The organism is Pseudomonas sp. 21LCFQ010, assembly GCF_024129905.1.
Classification (GTDB): domain Bacteria; phylum Pseudomonadota; class Gammaproteobacteria; order Pseudomonadales; family Pseudomonadaceae; genus Aquipseudomonas.
Genome location: NZ_JAMYDZ010000007.1, coordinates 210,548 through 225,872 on the forward strand (window position 1 = coordinate 210,548; position 15,325 = coordinate 225,872).

The window sequence follows — 15,325 nt, forward strand, 5'->3', positions numbered from 1 at the left end:
AAATTCTATAAAGTGTTTTTTCCGGATTGCTGATCGCCTCAATCTTGATGACGAGCTATTCGGTGCTTGGTGCACAATTTCCGAGGCGGGCAAAACATTGCGCAGTGGATTGATCTTTGCCGTATTGCTATGGGGCGGCTTCAATGTGCACCGGCTTGAGACGTGGTTTAAGTCGCCAGTGTAGGCAATCGGATCAACCGGGTGTTTGGCTGCGCCGCTGCTGGCATCATGCAAACATCCAGTACGTCAGGCGTGGGCACTTCAGGGTGCCTAAAAAAACATTGGCGTGCTTAGCGCCGACAGCTGCCCAGCCAGCAGGTAGTGTTTAAAGGCGCTCCTCAGATTGTGAGTGCTTTAATTACCTGGGCGACACTCCCCAACTCCCGATCCACCGCCGGCAACTCAGGCCGTTTGAGTACCAGCACCGGTATCCGGCGCTCGCGAGCCACCTGCAGTTTGGGCTCGGTGGACTGGCTGCCGCTGTTTTTGCTGATCAGCACATCGATGCCGCGTCGTTCGAATAGCTGGCGTTCCTCTTCCAACTGAAACGGGCCGCGAGCGGCGATGATTTCGCAGCGATCATTGCCAGGCACGCTGTCCAGTGCGCGCAGGGTCCAGAACTGCTGCTCGGGGATTTCGTGCAGATGCTGTAACGGCTCGCGGCCCAGAGTGAACAGCGGTCGCTTGAAGGGCGCCAGGGCGCGTATCAGTTCGTGCCAGTCGGCGACTTCACGCCAGTCGTCGTCCGGCCCGGCTTGCCAGGCCGGGCGGCGCAAGGCCCAGCAAGGGATGCCGGTCAGCTGGGCGGCGGCTGCGGCGTTGCGGCTCATCTGGGCGGCGTAGGGGTGGGTGGCATCGAGCAGCAGGCTGATGCCCTGGTCGCGAATGAACTGGGCCAGCCCTTCGGCACCGCCATAGCCGCCGACCCGTAGCTGGCAGGTCAGGTCATTGGGCACCCGGCCGACACCGGCCAGGCTGTAGATATGCGCCGGCCCCAGGGTGCGGGCGATGGCCAAGGCCTCGGCGACGCCGCCGAGCAGCAGGATGCGTTTCATGGGGTTCCTTATCGTGCGTGGCCGACGATGCCGCCTTGCCGATCAATGGCGAAGACTTCCACCTCGACGCTGGCCGGCACCACACTGCGGGCGAAGGTCAGAGCATGGCGGCATACGGTATCGCCCAGCGGTACAGCGGCGGCGCTACACATGGCCAGGGCCTGCTGGCTGGTGTTGGCTGCGATGATGCGCTGTTGCAGCTCGGTGTCGGCCCCGACTTGCGCCGCCCAGCGCGCCAGTTGCGGCAGGTCGATGCTTGAATGGCGACTGTGCAGGTCCATATGCCCGGCGGCCAGTTTGCTGATTTTGCCGAAGCCGCCGCACAGGCTCAATTTATCCACAGGCACTTTGCGCAGGTGCTTGAGCACGGCGCCGACAAAGTCGCCCATTTCGATCAGGGCGATGTCCGGGATGCCGTAGACCCGGCGCATGGTGTCTTCGCTGGCGTTGCCGGTGCAGGCGGCGATGTGCTGATAGCCGTTGGTGGTGGCGACATCGATGCCCTGCTGGATCGAGGCGATATAGGCCGCGCAGGAGAACGGCCGGACGATGCCGCTGGTGCCGAGAATCGACAGCCCGCCGAGAATGCCCAGGCGCGGGTTCATGGTTTTCAGGGCCAGCTGTTCACCGCCCTGGACCGCAATAGTGACTTCGAAGCCGCCGTTGTAGCCCTGCTCGTCAGCCAGCCGCTGCAAGTGCTCGGTCATCATCCGTCGCGGCACCGGATTGATGGCCGGCTCACCCACCGCCAGCACCAGCCCCGGTCGGGTCACGGTGCCCACGCCTGGGCCTGCGACAAAGCGCACGCCCGGTGCGCTGAGCAACTTCACGTGTGCGAACAGCAAGGCGCCGTGGGTCACGTCCGGGTCGTCACCGGCATCCTTGATCGTACCGGCCTGGGCACCGTCTTCCAGCAGGCGGCAGAACTCCAGGCGTAGCTGCACCTGTTTGCCTTTTGGCAAGGTGATCTCAACCGCATCACAGGCTTGCCCGCCCAGCAGCAGGCGCGCCGCCGCCAGGCTGGTGGCCGTGGCGCAGCTGCCAGTGGTCAGGCCGCTGCGCAGGGGCGCGGGTTGTTCAGCGGTTTCTTCGCGCATCAGGGTTTGACCAGGTCCAGCAGGGTGATCGGCAGCGCCTGGCGCCAGGTGTCGAACTCACCCAGTGGCTTGGCCTGGGCGACGTGCAGACGGGTCAGTTCACCGCCATGACGTTCGCGCCAGTTCAGCAGCGCCATCTCGCTCTGCAAGGTCACGGCATTGGCCACCAGCCGCCCGCCGGGGCGCAGATGCTCCCAGCAAGTCTCCAGCACGCCGGGGCGGGTCACGCCGCCGCCAATGAAAATCGCGTCCGGGCGCTCCAGGCCGGCCAGTGCGTCGGGGGCTGTACCGCGCACCAGTTGCAGGCCGGGTACACCGAGATTGTCGCGGTTGGTCTCGATCAACTGCTGGCGCCCCTCATCGGCCTCGATGGCGATGGCGCGGCAGGTCGGGTGGGCGCGCATCCACTCTATGCCGATCGAGCCGCAGCCGGCGCCGACATCCCAAAGCAACTGGCCGGGTACCGGTGCCAGGTGGGCGAGGGTCACCGCGCGTACGTCGCGTTTGGTGAGTTGGCCGTCATGCAGGTAAGCCTGATCTGGCAGCCCGGCCAGCGGGCTGAGGCGCAAGGTGTCGGCGGCGATGCGGCAATCGATAGCGACCAGATTCAGGGCGGCAATGTCCGGGTTTTGCCATTCGCTGGCGATGCCATCGACTCGACGCTCGGCCGGGCCGCCCAGATGCTCCAGCACGCTGATCTGGCTGGGGCCGAAGCCGCGTTCGCGCAGCAGCGCAGCCAGCGCGGCAGGGCTGCTGCCGTCGTTGCTCAACACCAGCAGGCGCAGGCCATGATGCAGGTGCGCATTGAGCGCCGTCAGCGGCCGGGCGACCACCGACAGGGTGACAACATCCTGCAGCGCCCAGCCCATCCGCGCGGCGGCCAGTGAGTAGGAAGACGGCGCCGGCAGCACGGTCATTGCGCTTTTATCCACCACCCGCGACAGGCTGACCCCCACGCCGTACAGCATCGGGTCGCCGCTGGCCAACACGCACACCGGCTGGCCACGGCGCTCCAGCACCGCGTTGAGCGAGAAGGGGCTGGGCCAGGGCTGCCGGGCGGCGCCGATGCACGGCGGCAGCAATGCCAGTTGCCGGGTACTGCCAAACACCTCGGTGGCATTGAGCAGCGCATGCCGGGCATTGCGGCCCAGGCCCTTGTAGCCGTCTTCACCGATTCCCACGACGGTCAGCCAGGGTGACATCTGAATACCTCGATTCGAACTTCCGACAGAGCGCCTTATGAAGCCTGTCGCCAAAGCAGGCATAATAGCGCGCCTGACAGGCACATTGCCCGTCATGGCTTCTGGCAGCGCCTGGCACTGCGTTCGTTCGCGAGCAGAGCTCCCTCCCACAAGTCTGTGGGAGGCGGCTCTGCCGGCGAATGCAGCGCGCAGCGCTGCCAGCCACTTGTATACACGCACATCGGTGAATCCTTGAACGAGCCGCAGTCCGCTCGCCCTTGCTTCGTTACGCCTCGTCCCTCGGCTTGTCCGGGGTTGTTGCGTATCGTCGCCGCGCGCGATGGCGGGATCTGCCGGATAAAGCTGGCCGGCGGGGTACTCAGTGCCGCCCAGGCGCAGGCCGTGGCCACAGCGGCGCAGACTTATGCACAGGGCGTGATCGAGGTCACCAACCGCGCCAACCTGCAGATTCGCGGCATTGGCGCTGAGCATCAGGCGCTGATCGGCGAACTGCTGGGCGCCGGTCTCGGGCCGGCCAACCCGGCCAGTGACGATGTGCGCAACCTGATGCTCAGCCCCAGTGCCGGGCTCGACCCGCAGATGCTCTGCGACACCCGGCCACTGGCAGCGCAGATTCTCGCCTCGCTGGAAAACCTGCCACACCTGCACGCCCTGTCGCCCAAGTTCGCCGTTTCGCTGGACGGCGGCGAAGGGCTGGCCATGCTGGAGCATCCCCATGACCTGTGGCTGTCGGCGCTGCGCCTCGACGGCCAGGTCTGGCTTGGTTTTGGGCTGGCGGGTTGCCCGGCGCACGATGCGCCGCTGGCGGCTGTGCCGCTGGAGCACGGTCATGCTCTGGTGATCGCGGTACTGGAGCTGTTTCTTGACCTGGCCCGGCCGGAGCAGGCGCGCATGCGTCACCTTTTGCAGGATGTTCCAGCGGCTGAGTTACTGGGCCAGCTACAGGCGCGCTTGCCGGTGCAATGGCGCCAGGTCAGCGGCTGGCAGCGCCCGACCCGCGAGGCGTACCGGCATCTGGGGATTTATCCACAGGTGCAGGATGGCCTGGTTGCGGTCGGCGCCGCCCCCGCGCTTGGGCGGCTTGATTCATGCTTGCTCGGCGCCGTGGCGCAGCTGGCTGAACAGCTGGGCGACGGCAGCCTGCACCTGACCCCTTGGCAGAGTCTGTTGCTGCCCAATGTGCCTGCCAGCAATGCCGGGTCGGTGCTCGACGCCTTGCAGGGGCTCGGCTTGACCGTTAGCGCCGAGCAGCCGCTGGCGCGGCTGATGGCGTGCACCGGCTCGCAGGGCTGCGCCAAAGGCCTGGCCGATACCAAGGGCGACGCGCTGGCCCTGGCTGCGCAGTTGCCTGCCGATACCGCCTTGCACCTGACCGGCTGCCAGCGCTCCTGCGCCGCCGCCCATGTGGCGCCGCTGACGCTGTTGGCGGTGGCGCCGGGGCACTACGATCTTTATCAGCGCAATGCGCAGCACCCGGGGTTCGGTGTGCTGCGGGCGCGCAATCTCACTATTGAAGCCGTCGGCGCACTGTTGGCCGCCGACACACGGAGCACCCTGCATGATTGATTACATCCGCGATGGTCAGGAGATTTATCGCAACTCCTTCGCGATCATCCGCGCTGAAGCGCGGCTGGAGACCATTCCCGCCGACCTGGAAAAGCTCGCGGTGCGAGTGATTCATGCCTGCGGCATGGTCGATGTGGTCGAAGACCTGCGCTTCTCGCCAGGTGCAGGTGCGGCGGGCCGCAAGGCACTGGCCGCCGGTGCGCCGATTCTGTGCGATGCGCGGATGGTGTCCGAGGGCATCACCCGTGCGCGGCTGCCAGCCAATAACCCGATCATCTGCACATTGCACGACGAAGGTGTACCGGAGCTGGCCAAAGCGCTGGGCAATACCCGTTCGGCCGTGGCTCTGGAGCACTGGCGCGAACACCTGGAGGGCAGTGTAGTGGTGATCGGCAACGCGCCGACCGCATTGTTCTACCTGCTGGAAATGCTCGACGCCGGGGCTCCGAAGCCGGCGCTGATCATTGGTTTTCCGGTGGGCTTCGTGGGTGCTGCCGAGTCCAAGGACATGTTGGCGGCCGACAGCCGCGGCGTGCCGTATGTGATTGTCAAAGGCCGGCGCGGTGGCAGCGCCATGGCGGTGGCGGCGGTCAATGCCCTGGCCACGGAGGTCGAATGATGCAGCAGCGTGGCCGTCTGATCGGGCTGGGCGTAGGCCCCGGCGATCCTGAGCTGATTACCGTCAAAGCGCTGCGCCTGCTGCGCGAGTCGCCGGTGGTGGCGTATTTCGTGGCCAAGGGCAAGAAAGGCAACGCCTTCGGCATCATCGAGGCGCACCTGCAAGAAGCGCAAACCTTATTGCCGCTGGTCTACCCGGTAACCACCGAAGCGCTGCCGGCCCCCTTGTCTTATGAGCAGGTGATCAGCGATTTCTACGACCAGGCCAGTGTCGAGGTGGCGGCGCATCTGGACGCCGGTCGTGACGTGGCGGTGATCTGTGAGGGGGACCCGTTCTTCTACGGCTCTTACATGTACCTGCACGATCGGCTGGCCGAGCGTTATGTGGCTGAAGTGATTCCCGGCGTTTGCTCGATGCTCGGTGGCGCCTCGGTGCTGGGCGTGCCGCTGGTGTATCGCAACCAGAGCCTGTCGGTACTGTCCGGCGTGCTGCCCCATGAAGAGCTCAAGCGCAAGCTGGGCGATGCCGATGCGGCGGTGATCATGAAACTGGGGCGCAATTTTCCCAAGGTGCGTCAGGTGCTGGTAGAACTGGGGCTGGCCGGGCGGGCGCTGTATGTCGAGCGCGCGACCATGGCCAACCAGAAGATCGTGGCACTGGATGACGTCGACCCGATGTCGTCGCCGTACTTCTCGCTGATCATCGTACCGGGCGAAAGGTGGCAAGGCTGATGACCCAGACACCTCCAGCGATTGTCATCCTCGGCAATGGCAGCCTGGCCACGGCGCGGCGCATCCAGCAGGTGTACCCCGGCGCGTTGATCCATGGCCTCGACGGCCGGGTGCAGGGTGCGGACCGGCCCTATGCCGAGTTTGGTGCCACCCTGCGCGAGCTGTACCGACAAGGCTCGCCAATCATTGCCCTGTGCGCTGCCGGCATCGTGATCCGCACCCTGGCGCCGCTGCTGCTGGAGAAGGGCGTCGAGCCGCCGGTATTGGCGGTGGCCGAGGACGGCAGCGCCGTGGTGCCGCTGCTCGGTGGCCTGGCCGGGGTCAATGGCCTGGCCCGGGAAATCGCTGCTGCGCTGGCGGTGGCACCGGCCATCACCACCAGTGGCGAACTGCGCTTTGGCACCTGCCTGCTCAATCCACCGGCCGGCTATGCCCTGGCGGATCTGGAGCAGGGCAAGCGCTTTGTCTCTGACTTGCTGGCCGGGCAAAGCGTGCGTGTCGAGGGGCAGGCGCCGTGGCTCGATAAAGTGCCGTTGCCCCATGATGCGCAGGCGGCCCGGAGTATCCATGTCAGCCACTTGCAACGTGAAGCCGCAGCCGACGAGTTGCTGATTTATCCGCGCAACGTGCTGGTGGCGGTCGAGCGGGTGTCCGAACAGCTGGCAAGCGAAGTGAATCAGGCGCTGAGCGCCGCCGCAATTGCTGCGCCGGCTCTAGCATGCCTGCTCGCCGATGAGGCACAAATGGCCAACCCATTGCTGCATCAGGCGGCCGCCGAGCTGAAGGTCGCGGTGCGCTACGTGACCGGCGCCTCGAATGCCGAGCGCCTGAAATTGAGCGGGGTTAGCCTGCACAGCGCAGCGCAGGCCGGGCTGTTGATCGGCATCGGCGCCGAGCCACTGAATGTCGAGCGCATCGGGCGTGGTCGTGGCCGGCTGGCAGTTATCGGCCTGGGCCCCGGTGCCCGCGAGCTGATGGTCCCGGCGGTGCAGGCCGAACTGGCCCGCGCCAACGATGTGCTGGGTTATGAAACCTACGTGCGCATGGCCGGGCCTTTTCGCGACGATCAAGTGCTGCACAACACCGATAACCGCGAAGAAATGCAGCGCGCCCGCCACGCCTTCGAACTGGCTACCCAGGGGCGGTCGGTGGTAGTGGTATCGTCCGGTGACCCTGGGGTGTTCGCCATGGCCGCTGCAGTGCTCGAAGCCTTGCACGAAGTCGTCGACGATCCGGCCCGCGCTGACTGGCGGGGCGTGGAGCTGGAAATCCTGCCCGGCGTATCGGCCAGCCTGGCCACCGCGGCGCAGGCCGGCGCGCCGCTGGGGCATGACTTCTGCGTGATGTCGCTGTCGGACAACCTCAAGCCCTGGTCGATCATCGAGCAGCGCCTGGAGCTGGCGTCCCAGGCTGATCTGGTGCTGGCCTTCTACAACCCGATCTCCCGCTCGCGACCTTGGCAACTGGGCCGCGCGCTGGAGATCGTGCGTCAGCATCGCAGTGCGCAGACCCCGGTCACCCTGGGCCGCGACATTGGCCGGCCTGGGCAGAGCCTGCGGGTCGTGAGCCTGGGCGAGCTGACCCCCGAGATGGTCGATATGCGCACCATGGTGCTGGTTGGCTCGTCGACCACCTGCACCTTCCCGCGGGCCGATGGCGGGCAGTGGGTGTATACGCCGCGTTGGTATGGCAGCAAACCCTGAACTCATGGTGACGAGCCGTCGTCTGGTAGGCGCGGCTCGTAGGAAAGTTCATCTTTCAATAGGTGGCCTGCAGGCAGGGGAGTTGTAGGGTTTTGTACTTTTTCTAAATATTGGTTTTGTAAGATTTTTCTCTTTATTTGCCGGTTTTTTTGTAATTTATTGTTTTTGTTGATTAATGTTCTGTGGATAAAAAATACGCCTTTGTCGTGTTGTCTGTTTGTTAAATCAATTTTTAGTATTTTGTTTTCGGATGCTGGCGAATTGAGAGGATGGAGTATTTATAACGGCTAGTGCTACCTTGTTGTTGTCCAGTAGGACATTTGACTACAGGGAACTAAAAGGGTTAGACGTTATGGAAAACTTTAATGAGCTGTCGCTGCAGAGTGTTCAAGAGTTTATTGCCAACTGTGAGCTGGGGCAGTGCGAAGCACCGTCGATCACTCCGCACGGGGCGATGTCGGCCGCGCTGACGATGGCCGTCGATGGCGGTAATGAGGGTCCACAGCACCTTGTCGAAGGCGCTGGCAGCGGCGCAGTAGTTGAAGGCGGTCTGATGGTCTTCACGCCAGGCACCAGCGCAGAGGTTCGCAAGGAAGTACTGGATTGTTTGTTGTTAGCGACCCTGGTTGCCAATAACGCTCATGATATCGAAACCGAAAACAAGGATTGGTTCGGGGCTTTTAATTACGTTCTGCTCAATCTGGGCTGGCCGGTTCACGATATGGGCTACCGCGATTATCAGTCTGGCGGTGCCAGCCTGAGCATGGACAAACTGATTCTGGAAATGCTCGCCTCGGCGATTGCTACGGCAGCCTTGCCTGGGGCTGCTGGTGCAAAGTTGCTGGAGGTTGCCACCCAGTTGATTCAGGGGTTTTCCAGTCAGCCAGGGCCACTCAAGCTATTCGAGCAAAAGAGCAAATCACAACAAGGTGCCAACTTTCGGGTCGGCACTTGCCATGAGGCGCAAGACGGTGAGGTCTATATTACGCTGGCCACCGTCAACTTCAGAATCAAGCGCAACATGACGTCGGTCCTGGGCTTTCGCTGGAGCGACGGTGAAGCGCAGATCTATGGTGCGAATCGTGGCCTGGTCTTCAATCGCCGGCACTATGAGCGTGTCAAAGGCGATGTAGAGGACAAACTGGGCAAGGGCGCTCGTGCCAACATCGCGGCATTCGAGATCTGACAGCCAGATTGGCAGGGGGCGGCTCATGGAACTGCAAAACCACAGTTTGATGGTCAGTGCGGGATGCCTGTTGTTTTTCGGCAATCATCGGTCTGACACGGATGTCATTGACGCTGCGCTGTATACGCAACTGTTTGCTTCGAAAAAACATTCCAGGCTGACTGATCATGAGCGTTGGAAAAAGGCTTGGCTGGAGGCTGCGATTTACCTGGGATGGGATTATCAGGGCAGTCTTAATTTCGTAGAGCCGGCCCCCTGCCAGGAGTCTGCCACTTTCTGGGACTGGGCCAAGGCGTTACGCCCGGCCTTTGTCAGCGAGGCGCTCGTTGAGGGTGGCGAGAAGGCATTGCAACAGTGCTCATTGCAGCAGGCCGCCTTCACGGTATTTGCCAACCAGGTGCTGGGCCCCGGTGCAACCGCCCTGGCGATGCAAGTAGGGCTGCTGGACAGGGATAAAAGCTTGACCCTGTTGCAGTTGTACTTTGAGTGCCGTAGTCCGCTGAGTCGCGACAGCCTGTTCGGACCCTGGAGCCCGGCTCAGGTAAAGGGCAATATCCGATTCAGCTTTCATCGGCTGTTGTTGTCCAGCGGGGCCTTATACCGGGAACGTCGTGAAGCGCTTTTTCGCAAGCTTGAGGACCGCCGTGTCGGGCTTGTCTTGCCGGTGCTGAGCCAGGGCAGTAAAGCATGAGTGCGCCTGACTTTGTCTGCCGTCTGGGTGACATAGACAGCCTGCTCGCGTTCTTTCCCGGTGTGGCACAGTCACATCGGGAGGATATCCAGGACGCCCTGCTGTATGCCCAGCAACGTGCTGGCCATCGGTATGACTTTCAGAGCCAGTGGCACAGCTGGATTCACGCTTACCGGCAGCATCTGGAGCGTAAGGGATTTCAGCCCGGTGGGCTGGTGACTGGCGACTCTCTGGTCATTGGTAGCGCCGACGATTTGGACCGTGCAAGTTTCAGGATTGCCAACCCGCAGGTCAGAGAACATCTGGCAGCGCAGGTCCGCGATGCATTCAGCAGGCTTGGGGTCCAGCAGCTTGCCAGTGGTTTTTTTCGCAGTGAGCACCTGGCAGCGGTGCGGCTGGGCAGTTTTCAGGTGATGCCGTGCGTGCAGACTGACAGCGCAGGGCTGATGACCTTGCTGTGTAGCTTGCGTCTGAACATTGACGACTATGCTGCGGGCGGTAAACGTCTGATCTTGCATTTCAAGGGTAACGCTTACCACTTCAACGCGCAGTTGTTTGCTGCGCGCCGCGAAGAGGTGCGCAGCTACCTGAGGGGCAAGAGCAATGCATTCATTACCCGGCTTGAACTCTAAGCCGGGACAAGATAACCACGTATCCCGGTAAAAATGATCTGTGCAGCCAGCGCGCAGACGAACAGCCCCATCAAGCGGCTGACGATCTGCAAGCCCTGGTCGCCCAGCAAGCGTTCGATGCGGTTGGCCATGAACAGCACCAGCCCCACGGTGAAGCTGGCCAGGGTAATGCTCAGCAGCGCGCTGATTTTGTCGTTCCAGTGCGGCTGGCTGACCCCCATGACCAGCAGGGCGCCGATGGTGCCGGGGCCAACGGTGATGGGGATGGTCAGCGGTACGATGCTCACATCCTGCTGGATGTTATCGGTCTGTACCGCTGATTTACCCTGGGCCATGCTCAGCGCCGAGATAAACAGCACAGTACCGGCACCGATCCGGAAAGCGTCAACGGTAATTCCGAACACGTCGAAGATCACCCGCCCGAACAGGTACAACAGCACGCTCGATACCAACGTGCCCAACGCGACTTTCCAGGCCAGGCGCTTCTGCTCTTTGCGCGAGTGGCCACGGGTCAGGCTGATGAAGCAGGACAGGACGAAAAATGGGCTGTAGAGCACTAACATTTTCAGGTAAACGCTGGACAGCACATGAAGCATGGCGGGCGCTCAGGCAGGGAGAATGTGCTCAGTCTATCAGGGTCAGTTCTGCTGGTAGACCTTCTCTTCAGTCGTCTTGGCACGGGTGCGATCGCGCTGTGCCAGCCAGTACTCGACCAGCTCGCGCAATTGCGAAAGCTCCACGGGTTTGGCCATATGGCCGTCCATGCCAGCCTGGCGGGCGCGATCCTTGTGTTCGGTGAGAATGTGTGCGGTAAGGGCCACGATGGGCGTGCGCACCCGCTGGTTGCCCATTTCCCAGGCGCGCAGTTGCTCGGTCGCCGAGAAACCATCAAGCACCGGCATTTCGCAGTCCATCAGCACCAGGTCGTAGCGCTGGGCTTTCATGGCGCGCAAGGCTTCTTCGCCGTTGCTGGCAGTGTCGGGCTTGAGGTTGAGCTTGCCCAGCATGCCGCGGATGACCTTGGTGGAGATGTTGTTGTCCTCGGCCACCAGAATGCGGAAGTCACCCGGTACGTCGATGGGCGCGGCCGCCAACGGCAGTGCTGACGGTGCGACATACGCGGTTCCCTTGCTGCGCTGGGTCAACTCATCGGCGAGGGTGGTCTTGAGGGTATAACCGGCCACCGGTTTGGCCAATATGCGTTTGATCCCGGCATTACGGGCAATGATTTTGCTCGGCGCGTTGCTGATGCCGGTGAGCATGATCAGCAGAATGTCGTGGTTGAGGCTCGGGTCTTCCTTGATCTTGGTCGCCAACTGCATGCCGGTCATGCCGGGCATGTTCTGGTCGAGCAGGACCACGTCAAAGTAGTCACGCAGGTGCGCCTTGGTGCGCAGCATGGCCAGGGCTTCCTTGCCGGACGCCACGGCACTGACGTTAAGGCCCCATGCCGAGCACTGTTGCACCAGCACTTTACGGCAGGTGTCGTTGTCATCGACCACCAGTACTCGGGCGTCTTTGAGCGGCCCGTCCAGGTCCAGGGTCGGCTGCTCAAGCAGGTGCGCCGGCAACGGCAGGCACAGCCACAGGGTATTGCCTTGACCGGTGCTGTTCTGGATGCCGAATTCGCCATCCATCAGGATGATCAGTTGGCGGGCGATGACCAGCCCCAGATGGCCGCCCAGTTTGCTGGAGGCCAGGAAGTTTTTGCTGTGCAGTTCAGTATGCAACAGGGCATCGCGTTCTTCGCCCGACAACGGCTCGCCGGTATCCTGCACGGCAATGCGCAGGCGCGGCTTGCCGCCACGATTGTCGAGTGCCGCGACCAGCAGAATTTCGCCGCCCTCGGTTTTCTTCAGGGCGTTTTCCAGCAGGCTCAGCAAGGTCTGGCGCAGGCGCGTCGGGTCACCGCTGATCACTCTTGGCACCTGGGACTGGACCAGGCTGATCAACTCGACATTCTGTTGTTCTGCCTTTGCCCGAAAGATGTTCAGGCAATCTTCGATCAAGGCACTGATGTCGAACTGCACGTCGTCCAGTTCGATCTGCCCGGACTCCAGCTTGGTGATGTCGAGGATCTCGTTGATCAGCGTCAGCAGCTCATTGCCGGCGCTGTGAATGGTCTGTACATAGTCGCGCTGCTTGACCGAGAGCGGTGTGCCAAGCAGCAGCTCGGTCATGCCCAGCACGCCATTCATGGGGGTGCGAATCTCGTGGCTGATCTTGGCCAGGAATTCGGCTTTGGCGTTGATCTCGGCGGTGCTGGCCGCCTCGTCGCGGCTGATGCTGAACTTGCTCTCGACGATGTTGCGCTGACGTTCTCCAAGGGCAGTGTTCATCAGCAGGCCGCTGACGCAGAACACCGCAAGGAGGGTGAGAATCAGCCACTGCGGTGGTATCAGGCTCAGCCACAACAGTCCGGGCAGGACCACCATGTAACCGAGGTTGAAGATGATCATCGAGAACATGAACAGGCGTGCAGGCCGATAACCCTTGATCCAGTGCAGCACTGAAATGCCGAGGATGCTCACCGTGGTCAGGGCCACCAGCACGAAGGTCACCAGGTTGATTGACAGGTCGTCGACCAGTAACACCAACAGGGTGCCGATGACCATCAAGCTGCCGTCGATCAGCAGCAGGCGATCAACCGCTCTGGACTTGCGATGGGCAAAAAAGCAGTAGGTGTACATCAACCCGGTGACGGCCGCCAGCAGCAACGCCACGTGAGCGCCGGGGGTCTGTGGCAGGTGCCAGTCATCGAACAGGTCTAGCAGGTTCAATAGCAATAGCGCACTGAGCGCCAGCAAGGTTTCGCAGGCGGCCAGCCACAAGTTGGTACGGGAACGGGTGTGGCTGTAGCGGGCCAGATTCTGCAGGATCAACATGGCCAGCAAACCGAACACCAGGCCGAACAGGAACGGCTCGCGCTCGTCGGCGGCGCTTTCGATGGCGGGCTGCAGAGTGATATTGGGGCGCATCTGCTGGCTGGAGACCATGCGCAGGTACAGGTCCAGAGGGGTCTGGGCTTGTGGTACCGGCAACAGAAAGTCATTGGCGGGCAGGCGCTGGTTCTGTTTGGCAATCAGATTGCCGGTGCGCAGCAGATCGATCTGCCTGTCGCCCTGGAATACGTATAGATCGGCACTGGCCAGATCAGGCGCAAAGATGCGCAGCAGTTGTTCGTGGGGCTCGGGTGTCAGACGGTAATGCAACCAGACGGCACCGTCACGTTTGGCGGCGGTGATACTGTCGAGCTCGCGTGGGCTGAACTGGTTCTGCTGATGCGCCGCGCGCACCTCGGCAATTGAAAGGTGGCCCTTTTCATCGAGTAAAGTCGACCAGCCTGTAGTTGCAGCGGCATGGGCCGACAGCATGAAAAACAGGGTCAGCAGGCTTGCGGTTGAAGCTATGGCGATCCTGAGCCAGCGCACGACGTAATCCTTCCCTGTGTGAATGCCTGAATACATGCGCGGTATTGCTGCGACCAGTACAACCGGCCGGCCCGGTCAGGGGCCGGCCTGGTGGCCTTATTGCTGGCCTTCACCACGCTCACGGGCAATGGCACGATAGCCAATGTCCTTGCGATAGAAACAACCTTGCCAATCAATCTTCGCTGCCAGAGCATAGGCGTTTTGCTGAGCGCTGCTGACACTTTCTCCCAGCGCTGTGGCACACAGCACACGACCACCACTGGTCACGATACGGCCATCCTTGAGCGCGGTACCGGCGTGGAACACTTTGCCTGGCAGGCTGGCTGCTGCGTCCAGACCCTCGATTGCGGCGCCTTTGGCGTAATCGCCCGGGTAGCCGCCGGCGGCCAGGACGATGCCAAGGCTCGGGCGCGGGTCCCACTGCGCTTCGATCTTGTCCAGAGCTTGCGCTAAAGCGGCCTCGATCAGCAAGACCAGGCTCGATTGCAGGCGCAGCATGACCGGCTGGGTTTCGGGGTCGCCAAAGCGGCAGTTGAACTCGATGACCTTCGGGTTACCGGCCTTGTCGATCATCAAACCAGCATAGAGGAAACCGGTGTAGACGTTGCCTTCTTCAGCCATACCGCGGACGGTCGGCCAGATGACCTGGTCCATGACCCGCTGGTGAACGTCGGCGGTGACCACCGGTGCGGGGGAGTAAGCGCCCATGCCGCCGGTATTCGGGCCGCTGTCGCCGTCGCCAACACGCTTGTGGTCCTGGCTGGTGGCCATGGGCAGCACATTCTTGCCGTCAACCATGACGATGAAGCTGGCTTCTTCGCCATCGAGGAACTCCTCGATCACGACCCGCGAGCCGGCATCGCCAAACGCATTGCCAGCCAGCATGTCGCGCACGGCTGCTTCGGCTTCTGCCAGGGTCATGGCAACGATCACGCCCTTGCCGGCAGCCAGGCCATCGGCCTTGATCACAATCGGTGCGCCTTTTTCCTGCAGGTAGGCCAGGGCCGGCTCGATCTCGGTGAAGTTCTGATAGTCCGCAGTCGGGATCTTGTGGCGGGCCAGGAAGTCCTTGGTGAACGCTTTGGAGCCTTCGAGCTGGGCTGCGCCTGCGGTCGGGCCGAAGCAGTCCAGGCCACGGCTGCGGAACAGGTCCACGACACCGGCTACCAGTGGTACTTCAGGGCCGACGATGGTCAGGCTGACATTCTTCTCGGCGAAGTCGGCCAGTTGTTCCAGAGCCAGCACGTCGATGGCGACGTTCTCGCACTTGGCTTCTGTGGCAGTGCCGGCGTTGCCCGGTGCCACGAAAACCTTCTCTACGCGAGGATCCTGAGCGACTTTCCAGGCTAGGGCGTGTTCACGGCCACCGCTACCAATGATCAAAACATTCATTTCAAAAACCTCGATGACGC

The 15,325-nt window shown here is 62.4% G+C and carries 13 protein-coding genes; 7 read left to right on the top strand and 6 right to left on the bottom strand.

The features are described 5' to 3' along the window. Positions 1-338: 338 nt before the first annotated feature. The 3 genes from NJC38_RS11335 to cbiE are packed head-to-tail and all read right to left on the bottom strand — an operon-like array spanning position 339 to position 3,354. Positions 339-1,055 (bottom strand): cobalt-precorrin-6A reductase, encoded by a 717-nt coding sequence (locus NJC38_RS11335; RefSeq protein WP_253114630.1) that lies wholly within the window; start codon positions 1,053-1,055, stop codon positions 339-341. Positions 1,056-1,063: 8 nt separating this feature from the next. After that, on the bottom strand, positions 1,064-2,152 hold the full coding sequence (locus tag NJC38_RS11340) for a cobalt-precorrin-5B (C(1))-methyltransferase (protein ID WP_253114633.1): 1,089 nt from the start codon (positions 2,150-2,152) through the stop codon (positions 1,064-1,066). Beyond that, entirely contained in the window at positions 2,152-3,354 is a 1,203-nt protein-coding gene (gene cbiE, locus NJC38_RS11345) for a precorrin-6y C5,15-methyltransferase (decarboxylating) subunit CbiE (RefSeq protein WP_253114635.1), read from the bottom strand. The genes NJC38_RS11340 and cbiE overlap by 1 nt, the downstream gene beginning before the upstream one ends. Before the next feature lie 231 nt (positions 3,355-3,585). On the opposite strand from cbiE, the gene cobG reads away from it, so the two are divergent. The 7 genes from cobG to NJC38_RS11380 all read left to right on the top strand — a co-directional run bounded on the left by cobG (position 3,586) and on the right by NJC38_RS11380 (position 10,482). Next, positions 3,586-4,920 carry a precorrin-3B synthase gene (gene cobG, locus NJC38_RS11350; protein ID WP_253114637.1) on the top strand — a complete coding sequence of 445 codons (1,335 nt, stop codon included), beginning with the start codon at positions 3,586-3,588 and terminating at the stop codon, positions 4,918-4,920. Next, complete coding sequence (locus NJC38_RS11355; RefSeq protein WP_045486939.1) at positions 4,913-5,539, top strand: precorrin-8X methylmutase; 627 nt, start codon at positions 4,913-4,915, stop codon at positions 5,537-5,539. Before cobG ends, NJC38_RS11355 begins: the two co-directional genes overlap by 8 nt. After that, a complete protein-coding gene (locus NJC38_RS11360) occupies positions 5,539-6,270 on the top strand; it encodes a precorrin-2 C(20)-methyltransferase (RefSeq protein ID WP_045486942.1) in 732 nt (243 codons plus the stop codon). The genes NJC38_RS11355 and NJC38_RS11360 overlap by 1 nt, the downstream gene beginning before the upstream one ends. Further along, on the top strand, positions 6,270-7,973 hold the full coding sequence (gene cobJ / locus NJC38_RS11365; protein ID WP_253114649.1) for a precorrin-3B C(17)-methyltransferase: 1,704 nt from the start codon (positions 6,270-6,272) through the stop codon (positions 7,971-7,973). Before NJC38_RS11360 ends, cobJ begins: the two co-directional genes overlap by 1 nt. Before the next feature lie 298 nt (positions 7,974-8,271). Further along, the gene (locus tag NJC38_RS11370; protein WP_253114651.1) at positions 8,272-9,159 is read left to right on the top strand and encodes a hypothetical protein; all 888 of its coding nucleotides are present in this window, start codon (positions 8,272-8,274) and stop codon (positions 9,157-9,159) included. A gap of 25 nt (positions 9,160-9,184) precedes the next feature. Beyond that, positions 9,185-9,850, top strand: a complete 666-nt coding sequence (locus tag NJC38_RS11375; RefSeq protein WP_253114653.1) for a hypothetical protein — start codon at positions 9,185-9,187, stop codon at positions 9,848-9,850. After that, positions 9,847-10,482, top strand: a complete 636-nt coding sequence (locus NJC38_RS11380; RefSeq protein WP_253114655.1) for a hypothetical protein — start codon at positions 9,847-9,849, stop codon at positions 10,480-10,482. The genes NJC38_RS11375 and NJC38_RS11380 overlap by 4 nt, the downstream gene beginning before the upstream one ends. Here the strand turns inward: NJC38_RS11380 and NJC38_RS11385 are convergent. The 3 genes from NJC38_RS11385 to purD form a co-directional block, all read right to left on the bottom strand. Beyond that, positions 10,479-11,078, bottom strand: a complete 600-nt coding sequence (locus tag NJC38_RS11385; protein WP_253114657.1) for a MarC family protein — start codon at positions 11,076-11,078, stop codon at positions 10,479-10,481. The genes NJC38_RS11380 and NJC38_RS11385 overlap by 4 nt on opposite strands. A gap of 42 nt (positions 11,079-11,120) precedes the next feature. Continuing rightward, entirely contained in the window at positions 11,121-13,913 is a 2,793-nt protein-coding gene (locus NJC38_RS11390) for a hybrid sensor histidine kinase/response regulator (RefSeq protein ID WP_045486958.1), read from the bottom strand. A 96-nt stretch (positions 13,914-14,009) separates the two neighbouring features. After that, the gene (gene purD, locus NJC38_RS11395; RefSeq protein WP_045486961.1) at positions 14,010-15,305 is read right to left on the bottom strand and encodes a phosphoribosylamine--glycine ligase; all 1,296 of its coding nucleotides are present in this window, start codon (positions 15,303-15,305) and stop codon (positions 14,010-14,012) included. Positions 15,306-15,325: the final 20 nt, after the last annotated feature.

Coding starts and splice junctions, on each gene's coding strand:
- cbiE (WP_253114635.1), bottom strand. CDS start 3,354: ATGTCACCCTGGCTGACCGTCGTGGGAATCGGTGAAGACGGCTACAAG.
- NJC38_RS11335 (WP_253114630.1), bottom strand. CDS start 1,055: ATGAAACGCATCCTGCTGCTCGGCGGCGTCGCCGAGGCCTTGGCCATC.
- NJC38_RS11385 (WP_253114657.1), bottom strand. CDS start 11,078: ATGCTTCATGTGCTGTCCAGCGTTTACCTGAAAATGTTAGTGCTCTAC.
- purD (WP_045486961.1), bottom strand. CDS start 15,305: ATGAATGTTTTGATCATTGGTAGCGGTGGCCGTGAACACGCCCTAGCC.
- NJC38_RS11355 (WP_045486939.1), top strand. CDS start 4,913: ATGATTGATTACATCCGCGATGGTCAGGAGATTTATCGCAACTCCTTC.
- NJC38_RS11380 (WP_253114655.1), top strand. CDS start 9,847: ATGAGTGCGCCTGACTTTGTCTGCCGTCTGGGTGACATAGACAGCCTG.
- NJC38_RS11375 (WP_253114653.1), top strand. CDS start 9,185: ATGGAACTGCAAAACCACAGTTTGATGGTCAGTGCGGGATGCCTGTTG.
- NJC38_RS11340 (WP_253114633.1), bottom strand. CDS start 2,152: ATGCGCGAAGAAACCGCTGAACAACCCGCGCCCCTGCGCAGCGGCCTG.
- NJC38_RS11360 (WP_045486942.1), top strand. CDS start 5,539: ATGCAGCAGCGTGGCCGTCTGATCGGGCTGGGCGTAGGCCCCGGCGAT.
- cobJ (WP_253114649.1), top strand. CDS start 6,270: ATGACCCAGACACCTCCAGCGATTGTCATCCTCGGCAATGGCAGCCTG.